Annotated in this window: 17 protein-coding genes; 6 read left to right on the top strand and 11 right to left on the bottom strand. The window is 47.9% G+C overall.

Going from position 1 to position 22204, the window contains the following annotated elements; translation table 11 throughout:
* A partial coding sequence (locus tag RDL68_RS02025) for a hypothetical protein (RefSeq protein ID WP_308540005.1) occupies positions 1–323 on the top strand: 323 nt, incomplete at its 5' end.
* Between the two features lie 176 nt (positions 324–499).
* On the opposite strand, the gene RDL68_RS02020 is transcribed toward RDL68_RS02025, so the two are convergent.
* From RDL68_RS02020 to RDL68_RS02000, 5 genes are all read right to left on the bottom strand, one after another.
* Positions 500–1720, bottom strand: coding sequence for a pyridoxal phosphate-dependent aminotransferase (locus RDL68_RS02020; protein WP_308540004.1), 1221 nt, complete (start codon positions 1718–1720; stop codon positions 500–502).
* 30 nt (positions 1721–1750) lie between these two features.
* Positions 1751–4225, bottom strand: coding sequence for a hypothetical protein (locus RDL68_RS02015; RefSeq protein ID WP_308540003.1), 2475 nt, complete (start codon positions 4223–4225; stop codon positions 1751–1753).
* 20 nt (positions 4226–4245) lie between these two features.
* The gene (locus RDL68_RS02010; RefSeq protein WP_308540002.1) at positions 4246–5616 is read right to left on the bottom strand and encodes an MATE family efflux transporter; all 1371 of its coding nucleotides are present in this window, start codon (positions 5614–5616) and stop codon (positions 4246–4248) included.
* Between the two features lie 16 nt (positions 5617–5632).
* Positions 5633–6139 carry a GNAT family N-acetyltransferase gene (locus tag RDL68_RS02005; protein ID WP_308540001.1) on the bottom strand — a complete coding sequence of 169 codons (507 nt, stop codon included), beginning with the start codon at positions 6137–6139 and terminating at the stop codon, positions 5633–5635.
* A gap of 231 nt (positions 6140–6370) precedes the next feature.
* The gene (locus RDL68_RS02000; RefSeq protein ID WP_308540000.1) at positions 6371–7846 is read right to left on the bottom strand and encodes an ABC transporter ATP-binding protein; all 1476 of its coding nucleotides are present in this window, start codon (positions 7844–7846) and stop codon (positions 6371–6373) included.
* Positions 7847–8233: 387 nt separating this feature from the next.
* On the opposite strand from RDL68_RS02000, the gene RDL68_RS01995 reads away from it, so the two are divergent.
* From RDL68_RS01995 to sdaAA, 5 genes are all read left to right on the top strand, one after another.
* Positions 8234–10798 (top strand): ribonucleoside-diphosphate reductase subunit alpha, encoded by a 2565-nt coding sequence (locus tag RDL68_RS01995; RefSeq protein WP_308539999.1) that lies wholly within the window; start codon positions 8234–8236, stop codon positions 10796–10798.
* Positions 10799–10917: 119 nt separating this feature from the next.
* The gene (locus RDL68_RS01990) at positions 10918–11961 is read left to right on the top strand and encodes a ribonucleotide-diphosphate reductase subunit beta (RefSeq protein WP_308539998.1); all 1044 of its coding nucleotides are present in this window, start codon (positions 10918–10920) and stop codon (positions 11959–11961) included.
* A 598-nt stretch (positions 11962–12559) separates the two neighbouring features.
* Positions 12560–13807, top strand: coding sequence for a dicarboxylate/amino acid:cation symporter (locus tag RDL68_RS01985; RefSeq protein WP_308539997.1), 1248 nt, complete (start codon positions 12560–12562; stop codon positions 13805–13807).
* 99 nt (positions 13808–13906) lie between these two features.
* A complete protein-coding gene (sdaAB, locus tag RDL68_RS01980) occupies positions 13907–14575 on the top strand; it encodes an L-serine ammonia-lyase, iron-sulfur-dependent subunit beta (protein ID WP_308539996.1) in 669 nt (222 codons plus the stop codon).
* 15 nt (positions 14576–14590) lie between these two features.
* Positions 14591–15487: an L-serine ammonia-lyase, iron-sulfur-dependent, subunit alpha gene (sdaAA, locus tag RDL68_RS01975; RefSeq protein WP_308539995.1), complete on the top strand. Its 897-nt coding sequence runs from the start codon at positions 14591–14593 to the stop codon at positions 15485–15487.
* 242 nt (positions 15488–15729) lie between these two features.
* On the opposite strand, the gene RDL68_RS01970 is transcribed toward sdaAA, so the two are convergent.
* The 6 genes from RDL68_RS01970 to RDL68_RS01945 all read right to left on the bottom strand — a co-directional run bounded on the left by RDL68_RS01970 (position 15730) and on the right by RDL68_RS01945 (position 22123).
* Positions 15730–16020: a hypothetical protein gene (locus RDL68_RS01970; RefSeq protein ID WP_308539994.1), complete on the bottom strand. Its 291-nt coding sequence runs from the start codon at positions 16018–16020 to the stop codon at positions 15730–15732.
* Positions 16020–16496 (bottom strand): hypothetical protein, encoded by a 477-nt coding sequence (locus RDL68_RS01965; protein ID WP_308539993.1) that lies wholly within the window; start codon positions 16494–16496, stop codon positions 16020–16022. Before RDL68_RS01965 ends, RDL68_RS01970 begins: the two co-directional genes overlap by 1 nt.
* Positions 16497–16889: 393 nt before the next feature.
* Positions 16890–18197 carry an NCS2 family permease gene (locus RDL68_RS01960; protein WP_308539992.1) on the bottom strand — a complete coding sequence of 436 codons (1308 nt, stop codon included), beginning with the start codon at positions 18195–18197 and terminating at the stop codon, positions 16890–16892.
* 93 nt (positions 18198–18290) lie between these two features.
* On the bottom strand, positions 18291–19601 hold the full coding sequence (locus RDL68_RS01955) for an NCS2 family permease (protein WP_308539991.1): 1311 nt from the start codon (positions 19599–19601) through the stop codon (positions 18291–18293).
* 132 nt (positions 19602–19733) lie between these two features.
* The gene (locus RDL68_RS01950; protein ID WP_308539990.1) at positions 19734–20447 is read right to left on the bottom strand and encodes a response regulator; all 714 of its coding nucleotides are present in this window, start codon (positions 20445–20447) and stop codon (positions 19734–19736) included.
* A complete protein-coding gene (locus RDL68_RS01945) occupies positions 20444–22123 on the bottom strand; it encodes an ATP-binding protein (RefSeq protein WP_308539989.1) in 1680 nt (559 codons plus the stop codon). Before RDL68_RS01945 ends, RDL68_RS01950 begins: the two co-directional genes overlap by 4 nt.
* Positions 22124–22204 lie beyond the last annotated feature (81 nt).

Raw genomic sequence — 22204 nt, 5'->3', positions numbered from 1 at the left:
GCGAGGCGACCCTGGCTATCGACATTTTTTGCCATTTGCCAGGGGTGTTTGCCACTTCTTGCCCCCTGGCTACCGACTTTTTTTACCATTTGCCAGGGGTGTTTTCGGGCGAGGCGACCCTGGCTATCGACATTTTTTGCCATTTGCCAGGGGTGTTTGCCACTTCTTGCCCCCTGGCTACCGACTTTTTTTACCATTTGCCAGGGGCACACCCGTATTTTTCACCCCTGGCAAATCCAATATTCTATAGACTGCCAGGGTCGTGTTCGTTTTTGTCGCTTGGTCAGCATTTTCCTTGCGCGATGCTTTCACTCGATTATTAATGTCTTTAGATCTGCACTTTCACTGGCTCGGTATATTTCCCTGCGCCCTATATTCTCCATTCCGGCCACATCGTCCACCGTCCTGCGTCTACAAAAAAAGAAGCGACGGTCGCCCTGTCGCTTCCTCTTCGAAATTCTTCCATACGCTTAAAAACCTTGTGCTGCCCTACAATTCGCTATGCACCTTGTTTACATGTGCCAGGATAGTCCTTCAACGCGATTTCCAAAATATCCATCGCTTCAAGAAGACGTTCCGTTTTGACGCAATAGGAAAGACGAACCTCGTCTTTTCCTAAACCCGGCGTGGCATAAAACGACTCGGCAGGTGTCATGAGAACCGTTTTGCCATTGACGCGCACATTTTCCAGCGTCCAGCGCACAAAGTCTTCTGCATTATCCACCGGCAACTTGATAATGAGATAAAAGGCACCTTCCGGTACTGGTGCGATAATCCCATCCATCTGTTCAAGACGTTTTTGCAGAGCATCCCGACGATGACGATAGGTACGGCGATTGTCCTCTACATAGGCATCATCCACAATATCCATCGCCCCAGCGCCGATTTGGTCGAGGGTCGAAACACAAAGGCGAGTCTGGCAGAGGCGAAGTGCCTTCTCATTGAAGTCTCTGTTTTTGGATGCCAACGAACCGATGCGCGCCCCACAGGCGGAGTATTTCTTGGAAATACTGTCCACTAAAATCACACGATCCTTGATTTCTTCGTATTCCGCAAAGGAATGGAAGGGGCGGGACGTATAATTAAACTCACGATAGACTTCATCGGCAATCAGCCATAAATCGTATTTTTCAACGAGATCCACCAAAATTCGCATTTCTTCATCCGTATACACCCTTCCGGTGGGATTCGCAGGCGAAGAAAGAATAAGCGCTTTCAAGCGATCCGCCTTGCCTGATGCCGAAATGACACGATCCCATTCGGCAAGCGAGGGAACACGGAAGCCGTCTTTAGCATAGGTCGTTGCTGCCACAATGCCAACGCCCTGCACCTGCGCGATGCTGTTGTAATTCGTGTAAAAAGGCTCCATCGCTAAAATGGCATCTCCGGCATCACAGGTAAGCGAAAGAGCAAAATTCAATCCCTCACTCGCTCCATTGGTAATGCAGATTTCATCCAAGGCAAATTCCAGCCCATAATTGTGCAGATAGAGCTGCATGGTTTCTAACGTGCGCTTCATACCGCGCGAATTTTGATATGCCAAAACATCCACATCATAGTGACGCACTGCCTCTAAAAAATCCGGCGGTGTCGGAATATCCGGTTGACCGATATTCATCGGAATCACTTCAATACCCGAAGCCTCCACGCGAGTTACCGCATCCGAAAATTTGCGGATAGGGGAGGCCTTCAATGTTTCACTTCGCTGGGAAAACTTCATAACTTCCTCTTTTCTACGGTTGCCTTCTCGTTACTGCTCATCCGGCATCCACACCAGAAAAATATCCTGCACTTGAATATTGGTTTTTTTCGGTTTAATTTCTACCTCTTCGACCGCATCACGCGCCGTGGAAAACCGTTCACTCACCTGTTCCAGCTCCGCGGCAAGCGACTCTTCCAAACGCTTAAATTCCTGTTGATACGCCTCGACATTCGCCTCTGCGCGCCGAATATCCTCCTCTTGCGCACGTTGACGGCTGAACGAGCGTGCCGAACTGCCTACACGAGTTACCAGCGACGAACTGATTTTCTTTCGTCCGAAAAGTCCGCCTAAAAGCGCTGAACCAACACTAACCATCGTATTCTGCTTCGCCGCTTCCGCCTGTGTTTCTTCTCGCTGCACAGCTAACTCCGCTTTTCGGATACGTTCCTGCATCGTATCCAATTTGCGTTGGTATTTTTCCTTGATTTTCTGCATTTCCTGATCGCGAGCATCGCGCAATGCGCCATCCACACGAATCGCAAAAGACTCGTCTTCGCCGGGACGACCATAAATTCCGGTCTGGGGATGCCGAGATACACGCAGTCGCTCATTGGCATAGAGATAATTCTTGAAAGATGCTTTTGCATTTTTTACCGTATCGCCTCGCAAGGCATCAAACGAAAACGGCAGGAAAGAAGCGCCCTGCGGAGCCTCTGCCTGTAAAGTAAACGCTGCCGGATCCTCCTTTTGCGCATTCTCCCAATCGGCGCTGCGAGGCGGTTCAGGAATCGTCGTGAGATAAAGACACGCCTTCTCGGTAGCAATGCCCGCCTTTTCGTCTTCATAAAAGATATTTGCGCTTCCGCAAAGGTGCGCTGTATAAGACGCCGAAGCGGAAGCCGGATGATAATATGCGGTAATTCCTTTCGGCAGAAGCGGAGGAACCGGGCTTACATCATCCGTAGGAGAAACAGCGCTTGCGCTGGACGAAGAAGAGATGACGCTTGTCTCTGCCGCAGTGGGAATGGCGGAATCTTTTTCCGCCGGGATATCCGCAATAGACGGAATTGGTGCATCCGAAAAAACCGTACCCTTGTCTTCCTCGCGAATAACGGTTCTTTCCATCGTCCCTTTGGTTAAGGCTTTAAGCTGTGTTCCCGTCAGCGGACCTGCCAGATAGGACATGGTCCAACGTGTGGAAAATAACGCATCCTCACGTGCATGAATATTATGTACATAGAACGTCCGTTTCGGTAAACGAGAAAGCAGTGCGTTCAGTTCGCTGCGATTTTGAGCAAGCGTGCCATCCGCATCCATCCCGTCCAAAAGGCGGTCACGATCCTGCTGTGTCTGCAAATGTCCGATGAACCAAGTGCCGATGTTGGACAATCCTTTGTAATCTAAATCCGCCGGATTTTGCGTGGCTAAAACGATGCCCAGTCCAAACGCGCGCGCCTGCTTAAGCAGCGTCATCATGGGGGCTTTCGAAGCAGGATTGGCTACTGGTGGAAAATAGCCCTGTACTTCATCCATGTAAAGAAGTGTACGTAGGGCGGACTGTCCGCTTTGACGACGCATCCACCCCACCATCTGATTCAGCATAAGCGTCACCACAAACATCCGCTCGTGGTCATTCAAATGTGCCAAGGAAAGAATGGCTACACGCGGCTTGCCTTCCGGCGTATAGAGCAAACGCTGCGGATCGGGCGCAGTCCCTTCCTGCCAAGCCGAAAACTGGGGTGAAGCGAATAACTGATTAAAACGCATCGCCAGTGCCATTCGCTCTTTTTCGGGATAAAACGCCTCCAGTGGCATAACGCCGATTTTCTCCAAATTCGGCTGCTGAATTGCGCCGATCAACGTCGGCATATCCAACGATTGCCCTGCCTTCCATCGTGCAGATAATATCGTACTGAGCAACAGATGCGCCTTGCTGGTCAGCGGATCCGCATCGACATCGACAAGTGCCAAAAGTCCGGCAGCGGTGGAAGACACGTAGCCCGTAAAACTCTCCTCTTCTGCCAAGATGGTCTGCGGAGGAAGCTGTCCGAAATCCATAACGGAAAGTGGTTCGCCCATACGCGACCCCGGCGTATACACGGTAATATCCGCCTGCGAAAGAAGGGCTATTCGCTCTTCATCCATACCGAAAGCCTTTCGTCCTTCCTGCCAGCGCTTCGCCTCCTCTTCGGCATACGCTTCAGCGGATAGTCCTGCCTGTTCTGCTGCTTGCGGCGAAATCCAGGGCAAAAGTTGCTCTCCCTGTATAGAAGGAAACGCCAATAAGAGGTTCGCCATGTCCCCCTTTGGATCAATGACCATGGCAGGCAAGCCATCCACAATCGCTTCCTCCAAGACATCGATGCCCAAACCCGTCTTACCGCTGCCGGTCATGCCAACCAGCACCGCATGCGTGGTCAGGTCAGAAGATGCATAGAGAAAGGGGATATCCTGCTTGTCCCCTGTCTGGGCATCCACATGCTGACCGAGATAAAATTCGCCAAGTCGTTCGATGATTTTCATGTGCTTTCCTTTCTCTTGCATCAAATCTTCAATTCCACCCATTTTCCCCGACGGAAGCGCGCCAACATCAAGATGGCACTCGTAAACTGATGGGCGAGAATGCCCAACCAGATTCCGTCAATACCCATATTGCAAAACTGAACCAAAAGGATGGTAACCGCGGAACGAATTACGGTAATCGTAATCGTGGAAACCAGTAACGTATATCGCACGTCTCCTGCAGCACGCAGCGCTCCGGCACAAACGATGGAAATAATTTGGAAGAGCACAATAAACATGACGTAGCGAGAAATGCGAATGCCGCGGAGGATAAAACTCGCCTCGGAAAACGTGATGCGGAAAAACGCGCCGCCGAAAAAGAACAAGATGATAAACCACAACACCGACAGAAGCGTTCCTATAGAAAGACAGGTGTAGCCGTAATCCATGGCCTTCTTTTTGTTTCCAGCACCCAGCGCCGAACCGGTTGATGCCACGGCAGCCGTCTGCATTCCGCTCGCAAGGGAAAAACCAAAGTTCAAAAGGTTCATGCCCACATTATGCGTCGCGAAAACCTCCGTACCAAGACTTGCCGCCTGCATCGCCGTAACCATAAACCCAACACGCATCAACAGGTTTTCAATAAAAATATTCACGGTAAGCGCGGCGACAACCTTGAGTGCGTCCCAAGCCGGACGCACCTTCTTTTGTACGCAATACCGTATCTGAATGAAACTATCGTGCTGGAAAAGCGAGGTAATACTGACGACCAAACCGCACGCCTGTCCGCCCACCGAAGCAATGGCTGCGCCCGTTACGCCCAACGCCGGAAATCCAAGATGTCCTTCAATAAGCAAATAGTTACAGGTGATGTTCACTACGCTCGCGGTGAGGTTAGAAACAAAAGCGACGCGCGTGTTACCCGATCCACTGTGACCGGCATTAATAATCATGGTCGCGATGTTAAAAATCGACCCGGTAAGAAGAATCCGCAGATAACGCGCAGCATCTTCATGAATATCGGGATTGGAACCCATAAAGCGCAAAAGGGGATCGTAAAAAAGATTGATCACTATCGCGATAAAGAGGTAGATAACCAGCGAAACCAACAACACCGTCATTACCGTCTGGTTTGCTTCGGCGCGTTTTCCTTCTCCTTTTCTTCGCGCAACAATCGCCGCTACCGCAATATACATGGCAATAATCGGTGATAAAAAAAGGAAAATAGGTTGGATGGTAATACCCACCGCAGCCACCGCTGCTGCGCCCAGAGGCGATACCATCACCGTATCGATGATATTCGTAATCGTCGTCGCTAAGTTCTCCAAAATCGACGGCCACGCCAAACCAAAAATGGTACGCAGCATATTCAGTTCTAAAAATGTCCATCGTTTTTGTTTTTTTTGTTCCATGCTCTCTCGCTTTTTCTTACTCGTTCATTATCTTTTGAAAGGCTTCGCGCGGATCTCCATTCTCCAAGCGAATCACGCCGCAATAGACAAAGCCCGCTTTCTTTAGCACGCGCTGCATCCCCACGTTGTCCCTGTGCGTATCAATACGCAAGTTGTCCACACCACTTTCACGGGCGCGCCCTTCTGCAAAACGAAACATGGCTCGAGCCAGCCCCGGTACAGCCGGATCTCCCGCGACCCGATGCAAGGTAAAATAGGGCGCGTCGTTTTGCCATTGTCCATCGATTTTTGCATAATTCGGATCCGGTGTTTCTAACAGGCAAAATGTACCGACGGCTTCGCCATCCACCAGACGCAAAAAGCTGCGATGCGCTTGCATATCCCGACGAATTTTCTCTTCGGAGGGTTCTCCCTCCGGCCACTGCATTTGGTTGCCTTCCGCACGCATCCGTGCACGACCCATCGCCAGCAATTTCATCACCATGGGCAAATCCTGCAACGTTGCTTGTCGTATTTCGTCCATGTCACTGTTCCTTTCGACGCATCTTCTCGCTTTCACTGCGTTTTTCCGACGAAAAAGTCCGTCATCATCCCGCTCGAAAGCGCATCACCAGCTTCCTACGCCGTAGGTCTTTGTTTTGCCTTATAGTATACGATACTTATTCCCCTTTCACGGAACAGGACAAAAAAAGTATCTCTTGCATAGAGTCCACCGTTACGCATCCCCTTGACAGAATTTATTTGATCTTCGTCTTTATTGTTTCAAGGAGATGACGACATCTGCTTGCTGGATTAACGATTTTTCATGGGTGACTACAAGAATTATTCGATCTTCGCGTTTTAAGGATTGAATCATTCGTATCGCTTGCTTCTTCCTCTCGGAATCAAGATAATTCGTTGGTTCATCGAAGAAATAAACTTCTTTCGTTTCCATGCAGTCTCTCTTTAATTGAGCCATTTTCTTTTGCCCCATCGATGGATTTTGCACAACTTTATTTTCGAAATACTGACTGTCATAGGGCTCAGCGGGAGAGTAGAGATAGGAAGTATTGAGTGCTTGATGATTGGGAATAATTTCACCCTGAAATCGGTTGCTGAAGCCTTGCATTGCCAACAATAAACTTGTTTTTCCACTTCCATTTTCACCGGTAAGTACATAAAAATTACCTGTGGTAAAAGTAACGCTTAAAGGCTGATGAAGAGGGTTTCCACATTCGTTTAAGGTGACATAATTAATAAGTTGTATTGATGAAACTGTCTTGGTGATTCGTTCCATTTTCGGTGGTGATAGGTATGTATAAAAATCCTTTATGATATCTTTTTTTTCAACATAGTCACGCCATAATTCGAGAATGTTTTCCATCGGAGACCAAAACCGTGAAACATAAAGAGTAATAGCATATAGAGTTCCTAATGTCATTTTTCCCTGAAGTACAAAATAGCCAGAAAGAAGTAATGAAAATAGAATAATGATGTTTAGAAAGGCGTAAGAAAAAATATTCGTAAAGATTGAGTTCACTAAAATCGCTTGCTTTTTGCTCTGTAGATATTTGTCTAAATATCCTTTCAGGGGATTGAAAAAAGATTGTTGATGACTTCTATCACTTAAGGAAAAACCTGTTTTGTCAGCGACGAGCTGTCGGGTTTCCTTCATGTCATGCAAAGATTGATTGTTAAAAGCCGCGAGCCGATTACCATATCTATTCGAAATAAGCAAAAATAAAGGAGTTAACACACCTACACAAACAGCATGTACAAAGGAAACTTGCGCCAAGAAAACCAAGATGGCAATTTCTTGTACAAGACATATAAGCAAATCGACGGGGGCAACCATATAATAGTCCTTAACCATCTCATAAACTTGTCCGAGTTGCTGATGTACTTCTCCGGCTGTCAGATGTACCTTTTTCGGATCATACCCTACGGCATTAAGATCGGCTTGCTTGATCGTCTTTTCCCAATTTGCCCTCTCATTCATCCCCTTTGTATAATCTTGTGCAAATCCTATGAATTGACCGAGAACAAAAAAGACGAAAAGAAGTTGAGCTAAGAAAAAGGCTTGATCTGACGAAGAAGAGACAATAGCATCGATAAAATTTTGTGAAAGATAAGGATTGATCAGAAGAACAAAGACATTGCATACACTGAAAAAAACATATCCGAACGTCCACCTACAATCATTAAAGGACAACAATTTTTTGAATGCATTTAACATATGATTACCTTTCAAAATATATTTTTTCCACCGCTTAACTGTACTTATATAAAAGAGTTTCGATCAACCTGCGTTTTGATTTTGCCTTTTATATAACAATCATAACAAGTGTTGTGAATTACTCAATAGAGCAAAACCAATTTTTAGCGAACGTTGACCTATCCTTTTTCTGCAGATTTAAGGACAAAATCTCTTCTAAACGAGGCAGTGGTGGGAAACGCGCTTCTTCAAGGCTTTTTTGTTTTCTTCTTTTCTCAAGTTTCCACCATATCTTGTTTTCTACCTTGGCAAGAAAATCTATATATCGTAGAATAAGAACGATCCCCCCTCGGTGTGAACCGAGCGAGAAAATGGGAAAAGATGACCTTTTGCCGACAAACGAGGAACAAGGAAGGACTATCCATGCAAGTCGTAAAACGGGACGGCCGCATTGTGCCGTACGAAAGAAAAAAGATTGAGCAGGCAATGGCGAAGGCTTTTGCGCAGGTAAACAAGCCCATTTCGGCGGAAGCGCTCGGCGCACTCATCGATCGAGTGGAAGAGCGTTTCTCCGATGCCCATGAATTATCTGTGGAAGCCATTCAGGATCGCGTGGAATTGCAATTGATGGAGGCGGATCACTACGAAGTCGCCAAAAGCTATATTCTCTATCGGGAGGAACGCCGCAAAAAACGCATGATTCGTTCCCGCATAGAAGGCTATTTTCCGGAAGTTCCGAAACTGCATGAGGTTCTGTTAACCATTGAAGACGCTTTTCGTGAAGACGTTTATGACCTGCGTCATCTGCTCTATAAGTTTGAAAGTTTCTATAAAGAAGGAAAAAGCGTAGCCGAACGCATGGAAGCCTTGATTCACGCCGCTATCGAGCTGACGGATGAAGAAGCTACCCGTTGGGAGTTCATCGCTGCGCGCTTCTATGGCATTCAGTACCATCAACGCTTGGAAAAAACCTGGGAAAAACGCATCACGGAAGGGAAAGTTCCCGGCATCGACCAGCCTCGTCCTCTTCATTTTTCGGAAAAACTGCGCTCCATGCACGCCGAAGGGCTCTATGGCGACGAAGTCTTAGAACACTACACCACCGAGGAATTGGAAGAGGCTGCCGGCTGGATTGACGAATCGCATGACCTCTTGTTCAATTATTCCGGCTATGACCTGCTTGTCAATCGTTACGTCGTGCGCAGCTTCGATCTTGAGCCACTGGAAACCATTCAGGAAATGATGTTGGGTATTGCGCTCTTTTTAGCTATTCCGGAAAAAGAACGCCGCCTGTACTGGGCAAGAGAATTCTATTTTATGCTCAGCTCTCTCAAAGTCACCATGGCAACCCCAACACTGGCGAATGCGCGCAAGCCCTTCCATCAACTGAGTTCCTGCTTTATTGATACCGTGCCCGATGACCTCAAAGGCATTTATCGTTCCATCACCAACTTCGCCAACGTTTCCAAATTTGGCGGCGGTATGGGACTCTATTTCGGCAAAGTGCGCGCAGCAGGTGCGTCGATTCGTGGCTTCAAGGGCGCGGCAGGCGGCGTCATCCGTTGGGTGCGCTTAGCCAATGATACCGCTGTCGCCGTTGATCAGCTCGGCGTGCGGCAAGGGGCTGTGGCGGTTTATCTGGATTGCTGGCATAAAGACGTGCCGGAATTTTTACAACTGCGCACCAACAACGGCGATGACCGCATGAAAGCTCATGACGTTTTCCCTGCCATCTGCTATCCCGATTATTTCTGGGAACAGGTTGAAACCAATATGGAAGGACAGTGGGGCTTATTGGATCCCCACGAAATTCTTACCATCAAAGGCTATGCGCTCGAAGATTCCTACGGAAAAGAATGGACGGAAAAATATTTGGATTGCCTGGCGGACGAACGCATTTCCAAGCGCTGGATTCCCATTAAAGAAATGGTGCGCCTGATGATTAAAAGTCTTGTCGAGACAGGCACGCCGTTCACTTTCAATCGGGACGTTGTCAATCGCGCCAATCCCAACAAAGATAAAGGAATCATTTACTGTTCCAACCTCTGCACGGAAATTGCACAAAATATGTCTGCTACCCAGACGCTTAGCGAAGACATTGTCACGACCGAAACGGCGGACGGCGATCCGGTGATTGTAACCAAAACGAAGCCAGGAGATTACGTCGTTTGCAATTTGGCGAGCCTTAACCTAGGAAAAATCAACGTTCACGACGCTGAAGAATTCCAACGCATTACGACGGCTGCGGTACGGGCACTGGATAACGTTATTGAGCTGAATTACTTCCCTGTCGCAGCGGCAAAAGTGAATAACAGCAATTACCGTCCCATCGGTCTGGGTGTTTCCGGTTATCACCACCTACTCGCCAATGAGCGAGTCTTCTGGGAATCCGATGAGCACTTGGCACTTGCCGATCGCGTCTTTGAGGACATTAATTACTATGCCATTACTGCCTCTATGGAAAATGCGAAGGAAAAAGGGGAATATCCGTACTTCCGCGGATCAGCATGGGAAGACGGCAGCTATTTCACGGATCGCAAGTATACCGATGCACGTTGGAAAGCCTTGGCAGCGGATGTCAAAACGCATGGCTTACGCAACGGCTATCTGCTGGCGGTCGCACCGACGTCTTCTACGTCCATCATTGCCGGCACATCGCCGGGCGTAGATCCCATCATGAATCGCTTCTACTATGATGAAAAGAAGAACGGTCTCATTCCGCGCGTCGCACCGGATCTCAGTCTTTCCAATTACGTCTATTACAATGCCGCACATCAGACGGATCAGTCCTGGTCTATCAAAGCCGCCGGTGTTCGTACCCGTCACATTGATCAGGCGACGAGTATGAACATTTACATTACCAACGACTTCACGTTCCGTCAGATTTTGAGTCTCTATCTTGAGGCGTATCATGCCGGCTTAAAAACCCTCTATTACATCCGCTCAAAGAGCCTGCAGGTAGAGGATTGTGAAAGCTGCGCGGTATAATAGGAAAGGAAGGACTTTTCCGGCGCATGATGAAATTTCTCCATGGTAATGGACAGGGATAACGTGTCGGCAAAGCAGCTATAAAAAAGCAGAGCCAAATGGGCTGAGAAAGGATCATTATGGACTACATGCGTAAAAATCCGTTATTTAATCCGGATGGTGACACGGAGTTGGTGAAGCGTCGGATGATCGGCGGCAATACCACAAACCTCAACGACTTCAATAACATGAAATACGATTGGGTTTCCGACTGGTATCGCCAAGCCATGAATAACTTTTGGATTCCTGAAGAAATCAACCTGGCGCAAGATAAAAAGCAATATCCGCAATTAGTGGAAGACGAACGTCGTGCCTATGACAAGATTCTCAGTTTTCTCATCTTTTTGGACAGCATTCAGTCGGCAAATCTTCCGTCTATTTCCCAATATATCACCGCCAATGAAACCAACCTCTGTCTGCATATCCAGACGTATCAGGAATGCATCCATTCCCAGAGTTACAGCTACATGCTGGACTCCATCTGTGAACCGAATGAACGCGATGCCGTGTTGTATCAATGGAAAAACGATGAGCATCTTCTTCGCCGCAACAAGTTCATCGGCGACATTTACAATGATTTTCAACAGCAGCCGGATGTCCATAACTTCATGCGTGTAATGATCGGTAACTATATTTTAGAGGGCATCTATTTCTACAGTGGCTTCATGTTCTTCTACAATTTAGCGCGCAACGGGCGCATGACCGGCTCGGCGCAGCAGATTCGTTACATTAACCGCGATGAAAACACGCATCTTTGGCTCTTCCGCAGCATCATCCATGCTCTTCGTGACGAAAATCCGGAATTATTCCGCAATACGCTCCAAGATGAATATCAGCGCATGATTAAGGAGGGAACGGAACAAGAGATGGCATGGGCGGACTATGTTATCGGCAATCGCCTTGAAGGCTTAAACGGTCAAATGTGTGTTGATTACATCCGCTATCTTGGCAACTTACGTGCCACCGGACTCGGTCTTGAGCCCATTTTCTCCGGTTATGAAGAAGAGCCCGACAGCATGAAATGGGTCTCCAATTACTCCAACGCCAACATGATCCGCACCGACTTCTTCGAAGCGCGCTCCACCGCCTACGCCAAAAGCGGTGCACTGGTAGACGACCTATAAAGCCAAGTCATCCTGTCCGTAAGTTTCCTCTTCGACGAGTCCCGACAAAATAAACAGGAAGCATGGCGAAGGGACGAGGAGAATCGATCGACGAGCGGGCAAGATGGCTTGAAGGGCGGAAGGGCGACACTCGGACGAGGTGGCTTGTCAGGAAGATGCTACATCTACGCATCTTTTGTCTATCGTTAAACGAGCGTCGTGTTTTTTCTGTTATCGGCAAACCTCCTCTACAGGCATTGAGACTGCTGTAGAGGGGGTTTTTCGTTTTTGAACTGTCCCCAAATGGTAGAGTGTGGATTTACCTTTTCTACTCACGCTACAGCGAAATGCCCCGTAAAATGGACGGCGTAATTACGGGGGCATGTCAGGATTATGCCAAATGCCCCGTAAAATAGACGGCAAATTTACGGCGGAAAATTAGGATTGTGCGAAATGCCCCCGTAAAGCACCCCGTCTTTCCCCATGAAGAATGCATTTTACAAATATGAGGATTTCGTGTACATTAGGGGTGTCGTAGGGTTTTCATCGAATCGAAATTTATTTTCTTTTATTCGTTCCGATTGCGGTGAGCCGGCTATTATTACATAAGGAGTGCATTATGGACAACGCAAATCCAAATGTCCCACAAAAGACTGAAAAGAAACATCTCGGTCTCGTCCCCCGACTGATTATTGGTATCGTCCTTGGTATCCTGATCGGTCAATACGCACCACAGTTTCTCTCGCAAACCGTAGTTACCGTATCCAACTTCGTCAGCTTATTGATTAAATTCGTTATTCCGCTGATGATTCTTGCTTTCGTAACCATGGGTATTGCGGACATCTCGCAGGGGGCAGGAAAACTCTTGCTTTTCACGGTAATCCTCGCCTACGGATCGACATTGATTGCCGGAACGGCTTCCTACCTGGTATCTTCCTCGCTGTTCCCATCTTTCATCTCGGCAGAAGATGTCAAAACCATCACGGAAACAGCCGAAAAGAGCTTAGAACCATTCTTCTCGCTGAGCCTTCCGCCGCTGCTGGACAATATTTCCGCTGTTGTCTTCGCCTTCATTTTGGGCTTAAGCATCTCTACTATGCGCGGTAAAGAAATCGGCAATGCCCTCTATTCCGGTATGGGCGAATTTGCCAAAATTATTGATCGCGTCCTGAACAAGATTATCATTCCGCTTCTTCCGCTCTATATCTGCGGAACGTTTGTCAATATGACCTATTCTGGACAAACCTTCACCATCCTTGGTATTCTCTGGAAAGTGTTCTTGGTTGTCATTCTCATGCACTGGGTGTATCTGCTGATTCAGTTCTCCGTAGCGGGAAGCATCACCAAGCGCAACCCGTTCACCATGATCAAAAATCAGATTCCGGGCTATCTCACGGCGATCGGTACACAATCCTCCGCCGCTACGATTCCGGTCAATCTACAATGTGCTGAGCACAATGGTGTTAGCCGCGAGATTCGCAACTTCGTCGTTCCGCTGTGCGCCAATATTCACATGTGCGGTTCCATGATTACGATTGTCGCGTGTGCAACTGCCGTTTGCCTGATGAATAATCTGCCCATCTCCATCGGCACCGTGGTTCCTTTCATCCTGACGCTTGGCATTGCCATGGTTGCCTCGCCGGGTGCTCCGGGTGGATCCATCATGACCGCGCTGCCGTTCCTGTATCTCATCTTCGGTATGCCTGCCGGCGATCCGCAGGGTCCGATTTGTGCTCTGATGGTCGCCCTCTATATCACACAGGATTCGTTCGGAACCGCCTGCAACGTTTCCGGTGATAATGCGATTGCCGCTATCGTGGATAAATACAACGACGAGGCGATTCTCCATAAAGTCGCCACAAAATAAGATCCTTTCCCGAGCAAAGCGTCCTTTTTCTGACGCTTTGCCCGGGTTTTTTGTCGGTTTTTATAGGAACGTCTGTAAACGCTTTGGAAAGGAGATGCCATGAACGTCTTTAACATTATCGGACCGGTAATGATCGGCCCTTCGAGTTCTCACACAGCCGGTGCCTGTCGGCTGGGACGTGTTGCGCACAAAATCATGAACGAGGAGCAGCCGGAAGAAGTCATCATCGAACTTTCCGGTTCGTTTGCCCGTACCTATCGCGGACACGGCACCGACCGAGCGCTTCTTGCCGGTATCATGGGCTATCACAGCGACGATAAAGAAGTGCGCGATGCCTTGGAAATTGCGAAGGCATGCGGGTTACACTATTCCTTTGTTCCCTGTGATATTCCGGGTGCCCACCCCAACACCGCGCGCATTCATTTTCGTCTGAAAAACGGACGTGAAGGTGTGGTTATGGGCGCATCCGTAGGCGGTGGAAACATTCGCATCGATGAAATCGACGGTCTGCGCGTCAACTTTACCGGAGATAACACCGCAATGCTGGTTGTCCATGATGATGTGCCGGGCGTAATCGCCGCGGTCACGAATCTTCTGAGCAGCCACTATGCAGAAATGAACATTTGCAATTTCAATCTGACCCGTTCGGAACGGGGCGGCACAGCCCTAATGACGCTGGAATTTGACCAGGATCCGCCGGAAAACCTGAAAATGGATGTCTCCACACTTCCCCATGTGCGAAGCGTTTCCGTTTTTCATGCATTTTAATAGAAAGGAGACAACATGTTAAGCTATTTTTCCTTTCAGGAAATTGTCGAGGAAGCCACAAAGCAAGGAAAGAAAATCAGCGACATCATTCTGCACGACCAAGCTTTACAGCTCAATCGTCCCGAAGAAGTCATCTATCAGCAGATGGAGGCATCCTTTGATGTCATGATCGAATCGACCCATGCCGGCGCTGACCCCAATTTACGTTCAGCGTCTTCGCTTACCGGCGGAGAAGGCGCACGCCTTTTTCGCTATGCACAGGAACAAAACGGTGGCATTGGCGGCGAATTCTTCACGAAGGTGATTGCCCGTGCCATGTCTACGTCAAACTGTAATGCCTCCATGGGCAAGATTGTCGCAACCCCGACGGCAGGCAGCTGCGGCATTCTCCCCGGCATTTTGACTACGCTTTACGAGGATGAAAAGGTTGCAAAACACGATATTGTCATGTCCATTTTCACGGCGGCAGGCTTCGGTATCGTCATCGCTAAAAATGCGTCCATCGCCGGCGCGGAAGGCGGATGCCAAGCGGAATGCGGCAGTGCTTCCGGAATGGCGGCCGCAGCCCTCGTTGAGCTGAAAGGCGGTACACCGCAACAATGTGCCGACGCATTGGGTATGAGCCTTGTCAATCAACTTGGTCTTGTCTGTGATCCGGTCGCTGGATTGGTGGAAATTCCCTGCATCAAACGTAACGCTTCCGGTGCTGCTATTGCTCTCACTTCTGCCTCCATGGCTTTGGCAGGCATTCCTCTTTACATTCCTGCCGACGAATGTCTACAAGCCATGAAAGTGGTCGGCGATACGATGAGCAGCGCACTCAAAGAAACCGCACTCGGCGGATTAGCTGCCACGCCCACAGGTAAAGCATTGCGCAAGCAAGTCTACGGAGAAGAAACACCGAACGTATAGCCAAGCCACCCCATCCGCTCGTCGCTCGCTTCTCCTCGTCCTCTCGCTATGTTGCCATTTATATTGTGGGACTCGTCGAAGAGGCGACTCGCGGACGGGGACGCTTCGCCGTGGGATGATAATACTGTTTTTATCTATTTTTCAATGGATACTGAACAAAAAAAGAGGGCATGAACGAATCATGCGCCTCTTTTTTTATTTTTGCTGAACGACTTTATCCGTTTCGACTATGTCCAATCAAATTACCATTTTTTACGATAGTGTATACCTAAGAATAATAACACCATACCCAGCAGAAGGAGAACCAGCCAGAATTGCAAGCGTGCCAAGGCAAGCGGTGTCATGTACGAAAATGTGGCGAAGGACTTGGCAACAATCTCTAAAATATCCATCAAGACCAATATCGATAAACAGAGCATGAGAAGCGAAAGCCCGATACGAAACAGAAGAAAAGATCGATTCTTTTCCGTATAAGGATGTTTCACTTCCTGATAGATTTTTTCCCATGCCTCAAGCTGTTCTTTGAGTATCATTAGCGCATCCTCACTTGTCCGGACTTATCCATTAATACAGTGCCACTTTGGTCAGTAAAAACAAATCGGTACAGTGCCCACTCATCAACTACATGTGATTTTCCGGTAATTACTGACGTAGCTATTTTTTTCTTAGTTCCTGACCATATTTCCATGGTGCCCGCCTTTCCCGATATAGGATCGGCTATCGCACTCACTGCAAGAAAGCCAGCAGAATACGCAACTCCAACATAAGGAACAGCACCTAAAATCGTTCCTATTGCACCGTAAAATAAATTGTTATTACTCGCCTGCTGTTGTGTAATCGTATACTTGCTAACATAGGTACGAGGGATAGTCTCATAGTGATAGGTGAATGGGTTGTTTCTTAGTGGTTTTGTACTCGCTTCCACTCGAGGAGCTCTTACAGTAACAGAAACTACCAATAAACAGACAATTAGTAACCAAGTTACAGCCGTTTTATATTGTTTCTTCATTTTGTACTCCTATCTTATACTAAGAATCTACATCAATTAGCCCTTTTACCTCTCTCCAATAAAACTCGCCATTTTTTATACTCATCTCATTGCATACCTCTTTTTGCTATTATAGACAAATTACGTTAGATCAATAGAGTTTCATTGGACTCACCTTCCTTTCTATGTGAGTTATATATCAGTAATATAGTACACACTCCTATCCGCCTTTTTATCTGTTGACATATTCATACCCTTCTATTTATTGTAAAAACAAATACCAAACGATTAAGGATGCGCTAATGATTCCTAAAAGCCTGCTGGAAAAATGGGAAAAACTATAAGCTAACAAAAGCGCCGCAACGAGTTAACCCGTTACGGCGCTTTTCTATGACAGAAGTTGTTGAGCCTTGATTAGATCAGCGTATACAGATAGAACAACATGCAAAGACCGACCACAAACATGGGCTTGGGGATCTCTTTGATTTTGCCGGCGGCGATTTTCAGAATCAGGTAGGAAACGATTGAAAGAGCCATACCGTTCGCAATGTTGTAGGTCAAGATGGTCATCGCTACGGCAATAAAAGCAGGCAGACATTCCGTTTTATCGCTGTAGTCAATGCTGCGCATAGAACTGAGCATCTGGAAGCCGATAATCGTCAATACCGGACCCGTTGCCACACCGGGAACCATCAATGCCAACGGCGTAAAAAGAATCATCAGGGCAAACAACACACTGGTCGCAATCGCCGTTAAACCTGTACGTCCACCGTCTTCCACGCCACTGGCGGATTCCAGATAGGTGGTCATAACCGGCATACAGAAAAAGCTTCCGGCGACCGTAGAAAGGGAGTCCACCTTAAAGCACTTCTCAATGCCCGGCATATCGCCGTTTTCATCCAACCAGCCGGCTTGGTTGGCAACGCCTAAAATGATACCCATCGTGCCAAAGAAGTCCGGAACAAAGAACGTCAAGAGCCAGGGCAGATATTCCGGTTTCAGTGCGCCCAAAATATCCATGCGGAACGTCACATCCCCAATACCGGAAGGCAGGTTGAATAAGTTGGTTGGCAATTTCGTTACGCCAAGCGGAATGCCCACCAACGTAACCAGGATGATGGATAAAATCATGCTTCCTTTAATTTTTCTTGCCTCAAAAATCAATACCAGCAAAAAGCCGATGCCAAACATAAGAGCCTTCGCCGTGCTTAAATCGCCGAAAATCAAAGTGTTCTTTTCGCTGGCAACAATGATGCCGCCAGACTTTAAGCCAATGAGAGCGATGTATAAACCAATACCGCCACTCAAAGCAATCTTGATACTGGCAGGAATTGCCGTTGCAATGATATTGCGCAATCCGGCAAACGAAATAATGACGAAGATTACGCCTTCAATAAAAATTAATCCGAATGCCACTTCTACGCTCATGCCGATTGAGTCGATTGAGCTTAGAATGGCTACGGAACTCATGCCCGGGGCAAGACAGAACGGACGATTGGTATAAAGTGCCATCGCTACACTGCAAACCACAATGGCCATAATCAATGCGGTAAGTACCGCTCCACGTACTAAACCCGCTTTTTCCAGCATATTCGGAATTGTCGCCAATACATAAGACATGGTGGCAAACGTCGTCACCCCAGCTAACAACTCGGTACGAACATCCGTTTTGTTCTCTTTCAGCTGAAAGCGCTTTTCCAATGCGGTGCTGAAACTGCTCATGATTCCTCCTTCAACGTTCGGCGCACACGAGAAAAGCCTATAAAATAGGCAAGAGCTTTGTACGCAGGAAGCTCCCGTCGGATGCGTTCCCTGTTAAATCAGGGTGGATAAGTAATACACGAGAAAAGCCGATAATCCATACATGGCAGGATGCAGCTCTTTTCTCTTACCGGCAGCTATTTTCAACAAGACATAGCACAATACCGAAAGAGACAGCCCGTTGGCAATGTTATTCGTGAATACCGTCATCGCTACGGCGAGAAAAGCCGGAATGGCCTCGGTCATATCGTCGTAATTGATGTTTTTCATCGCGCCAAGCATTTGTAAACCGATGTAGGCTAAGACCGGTCCGGTTGCCACCGGCGGAATCATCAGCGCGACCGGCGTGAGCAACAGCATCAGGATAAACAGCAGTGCAGTAACCATCGTAGTCAAGCCTGTACGTCCGCCGTCTTCTACGCCGCTTGCGGACTCCAAATAAGAAGTCATTACCGGCATAGAGCAAAAACTGCCTGCTACGGTCGCCATTGAGTCCACCTTAAAACACTTGTCGATGCCCGGCATATTCCCTTGTTCATCCTGCCATCCGGCACGATTGGCAATGCCTAAAATAATGCCCATCGTCCCGAAGAAGTCCGGCACAAAGAAGGTAAAAAGGTACGGAAAATACTCCGGTCGCAAAGCGCCAAGAATATCCAAGCGAAACAAGACGTTCGCCGGACTTGCCGGAAATTGAAACATCGTTTCCGGAACGACCGTCTCTCCAAAGGGAATCGCCAAAAGCGTCACGACTAAAATCGAAACGATCATGCTCCCACGAAACCGTCGCGCTTCCAATACCAGCAAGACCAGAAATCCCACGCTGAACAAAAGACATTTTGTGGAGTGCAAATCGCCGAAGCTCAGCGAGCCTGCTGCACTGGTCACCACAATATCACCGGCTTTTAAGCCAATTAGGGCAATAAAGAGTCCTACGCCGGCACTGATGGAAAACTTCACGCTCGCCGGAATGGCGTTAACCACTAACTCGCGCAGTCCCACAAAGGAAATAACGCAAAAGATTACGCCACTGAGAAAGATAAGCCCGAAAGCCACTTCCACGGGAATGTCGGTCAACGTTGTAATAGAACCGACAACCGCAACGGAGCTCATGCCCGGTGCCATCGCAATGGGCTTGTTGGTGTACAGTGCCATGGCGATGCTGCAAATGGCGACCATCAAAATGAGCATGGTCAATACGGCACCCTTGGGTAAACCTGCCTCGCTAAGCACATTCGGGATGGTTGCCAAAACATACGACATGGTCGCGAATGTAGTTGCGCCGGCTAAGATTTCCGTATGCAAAGTAGTTCCGTTCTGTTGGAGGGAAAAGAAACGTTCTCCCCACTGTTCAAGGCGTTGCAAGCGACCCCCTTTCTACCGGTACTACGGTGCATGACGCGCATCCGAAAACGCTATGCACCAGCCGTTTTCAGTATATCCTCATTCCCGAATAGATTCTGTTTATGAAAGTATTCTCTTCTTTTTGAAAGTAAACTAAGCGATCCACGCCTCCATTTGACGATACGCCTGCGGATCTGATGCCACTCGATATTCATTAAGCGGTCTGCCGATATTGCCGTAGATATATGTTTTGCGCAACACACTCTGTTCCGCAAGAAAATCCAAATATTTTTTTACCGTCACCCTGGACAAATCCAGTTCTTCCGCAACATCCTGTACACAAAAAGAGGCTTTCTTCGTCTGCATAACTTGGCAAATCCGCTTTAACGTATTGCGGTCTATTCCTTTTGGCAAATCGAGAGCGGATGGCGTCGTTCTGCTTTTGTTTCCGGAAAGCATGTCCACTTCGTGCTGGTTCAGGCTGTCCTTTTCCAATAACAAACGACGCTTACGATATTTATCCAAGGCTTCCGAAAGCCGTTCATACGTAAACGGCTTGATGATGTAATCTACGCACCCCAAACGAAACGCTTCACGTATTTGTGTGCTATCCTTCGCTGCGGAAAGAATGATCGCTTCAATCTGCTCCTGCTGCTGACGAATGGTACGCAAAACATCCAAACCGGAGGCTTCCGGCAAATAAATGTCCAGCAGGACAAGAGAAACGCGATTTTCCGCTAACAAGGTCATCGCCTCTTCTGCGCTGCTTGCTGTACCCACGACAGAATATCCATTATGGACAAGGTAATCGCCTGTCATCTGGGCTACCTGCGGATCGTCCTCAATAATCAATATTCCGTCGTTCATACTTCCTCCCCCTGTATAATATGCGCTACAAATTCTGTTCCCGATTCTTTATCGCTCGAAACCGAAACATACCCCTTATGCCTTGCACAAGCCTTTTTCACCAAATATAGACCGATGCCGTTTCCTTCTTTCTTGCTGGTTACACCGTATTCAAAAATATGCTCCATTTGTTCTTCCGGAATCGGCTCTCCAGAATTCCACACGGCGATGGTGATTTCCTTTTCGGTTTCGGTAATTTCCAACGTCACCATGCGCATGGCAGATGTTTGCGCCGCATCGAAGGCATTGTCCAAAAGATTGCCGCTGATAACGACCAAGTCTTGTACCAGATCGCTGTCCCAAACACTCTCTTCGTGCGAACGCTCCGTTAACAGCAAATCCACCTTCTTTTCTGCCGCACGGTCAAATTTGCTCAGCAGAAAAGCGCCGAGAATCGGATCGTGAATTTTACCGCGGATATTCTCCTTTTCGCGTTGCTTGAGGTGTAGCAGACCATCAATGTATTCCTGCAGTGCCGGAAGATTTTTTTCGTGCACCAAGCCGGAAACCACCTGCAATTTATTATGAAATTCGTGCATTTGTGCGCGCAGTGCTTCAATATAACTTTTCACGCCAGTAATATCTTCCGCAAAACGAACCACTTCTTTTTTTGGACGAAAGGTCATCAACAAGGTCTTTCGCGTAGAATTATCCACCGTCAGCGGAATAAAGTTCACATAAATACTTTCTTTTCCGATATAGCCTTCATAATCAAACAGCGGCAGTCGTCGCGCTAATAAGGAAGCGAGAGACATTTCCGGAAACATCTCCGAAAAAGCGTTGATTTCATGCCCGACATTTTCTTGACAGAGGTGGGAAGCCGTTCGATTGCAATGAAGAACCTCACCTTCTTCATTGACAGCGATAATGCCGTCACGAACGGCGTCGATCAGCGCATTTCTCTCCACCAGAAGTTGTGCAATCTCTTCCGGCTCAAGATTAAACATGCTTCCCTTAATCTTGTCCGTCAAATCCCATCCGATAAACAGCGCAATCAACATCACCAGCATCGTCATCGCATTCAAATCCCGTTGTGTTTTTTCTACGGCTTCCTGCAGACCGGTTTGTCCTTCCCCATAGCGTAACGAGGCAATAACTTGCCCTAACAGTTCCCCTTCTTTCGTATGGATAGGAAGGGCGACCATCAGCGTGGTTTTCTCGTCTCTTCCTTCCGGAAGAAGGCGTATTTCCTCTTCCATCGAATGTTCTTTTATTCGCTGGATAGCCTCTTTCTCCGGATCGCTCTTATCCGATTGATATACGGTATTCTTTTGTACATCAAGAATCGTGAGCGTTGAACAGTAGTCTGATTCTTCTAAACGCCTGGCAAGACGCGAAATTTCTTCCTCGGCTGCCTGTTCTGCTTGTTGTTCGCTTGCGCGCGTATTATTTTCGGATACTTTCTTTTCCGTCGTGGACACGCCTTGCTTCGTTTTTCTGTCGCGGTTACTGCGCAGCGTCATCTGTCGAATGAGCGCATCCGATTCGGCAAATTGACGTGTCAAATCGGCTAAGGCAGAAGCATTTGCTCGCGTCACCGTCCGGCGCAAACTCATCGAAACCGGATAGTGATTCAGTAATAGCAGTGCCGCAACGACAACGGCCACCAGCATCATAATTTTCGTTCGCAGCTTCACCCCTCTTCTCCTTTGCCTGTTCGTCGATTCGGTCAACGTCCTCTCTATCTTAGCGGAAAAAGAGGGCAATCGAACCCTTTC

The organism is uncultured Murdochiella sp. (assembly GCF_902488755.1).
Classification (GTDB): Bacteria; Bacillota; Clostridia; order Tissierellales; family Peptoniphilaceae; genus Murdochiella.
Note: the sequence above shows the minus strand (reverse complement) of the source record. Positions and strands in the feature narration are given on the sequence as shown.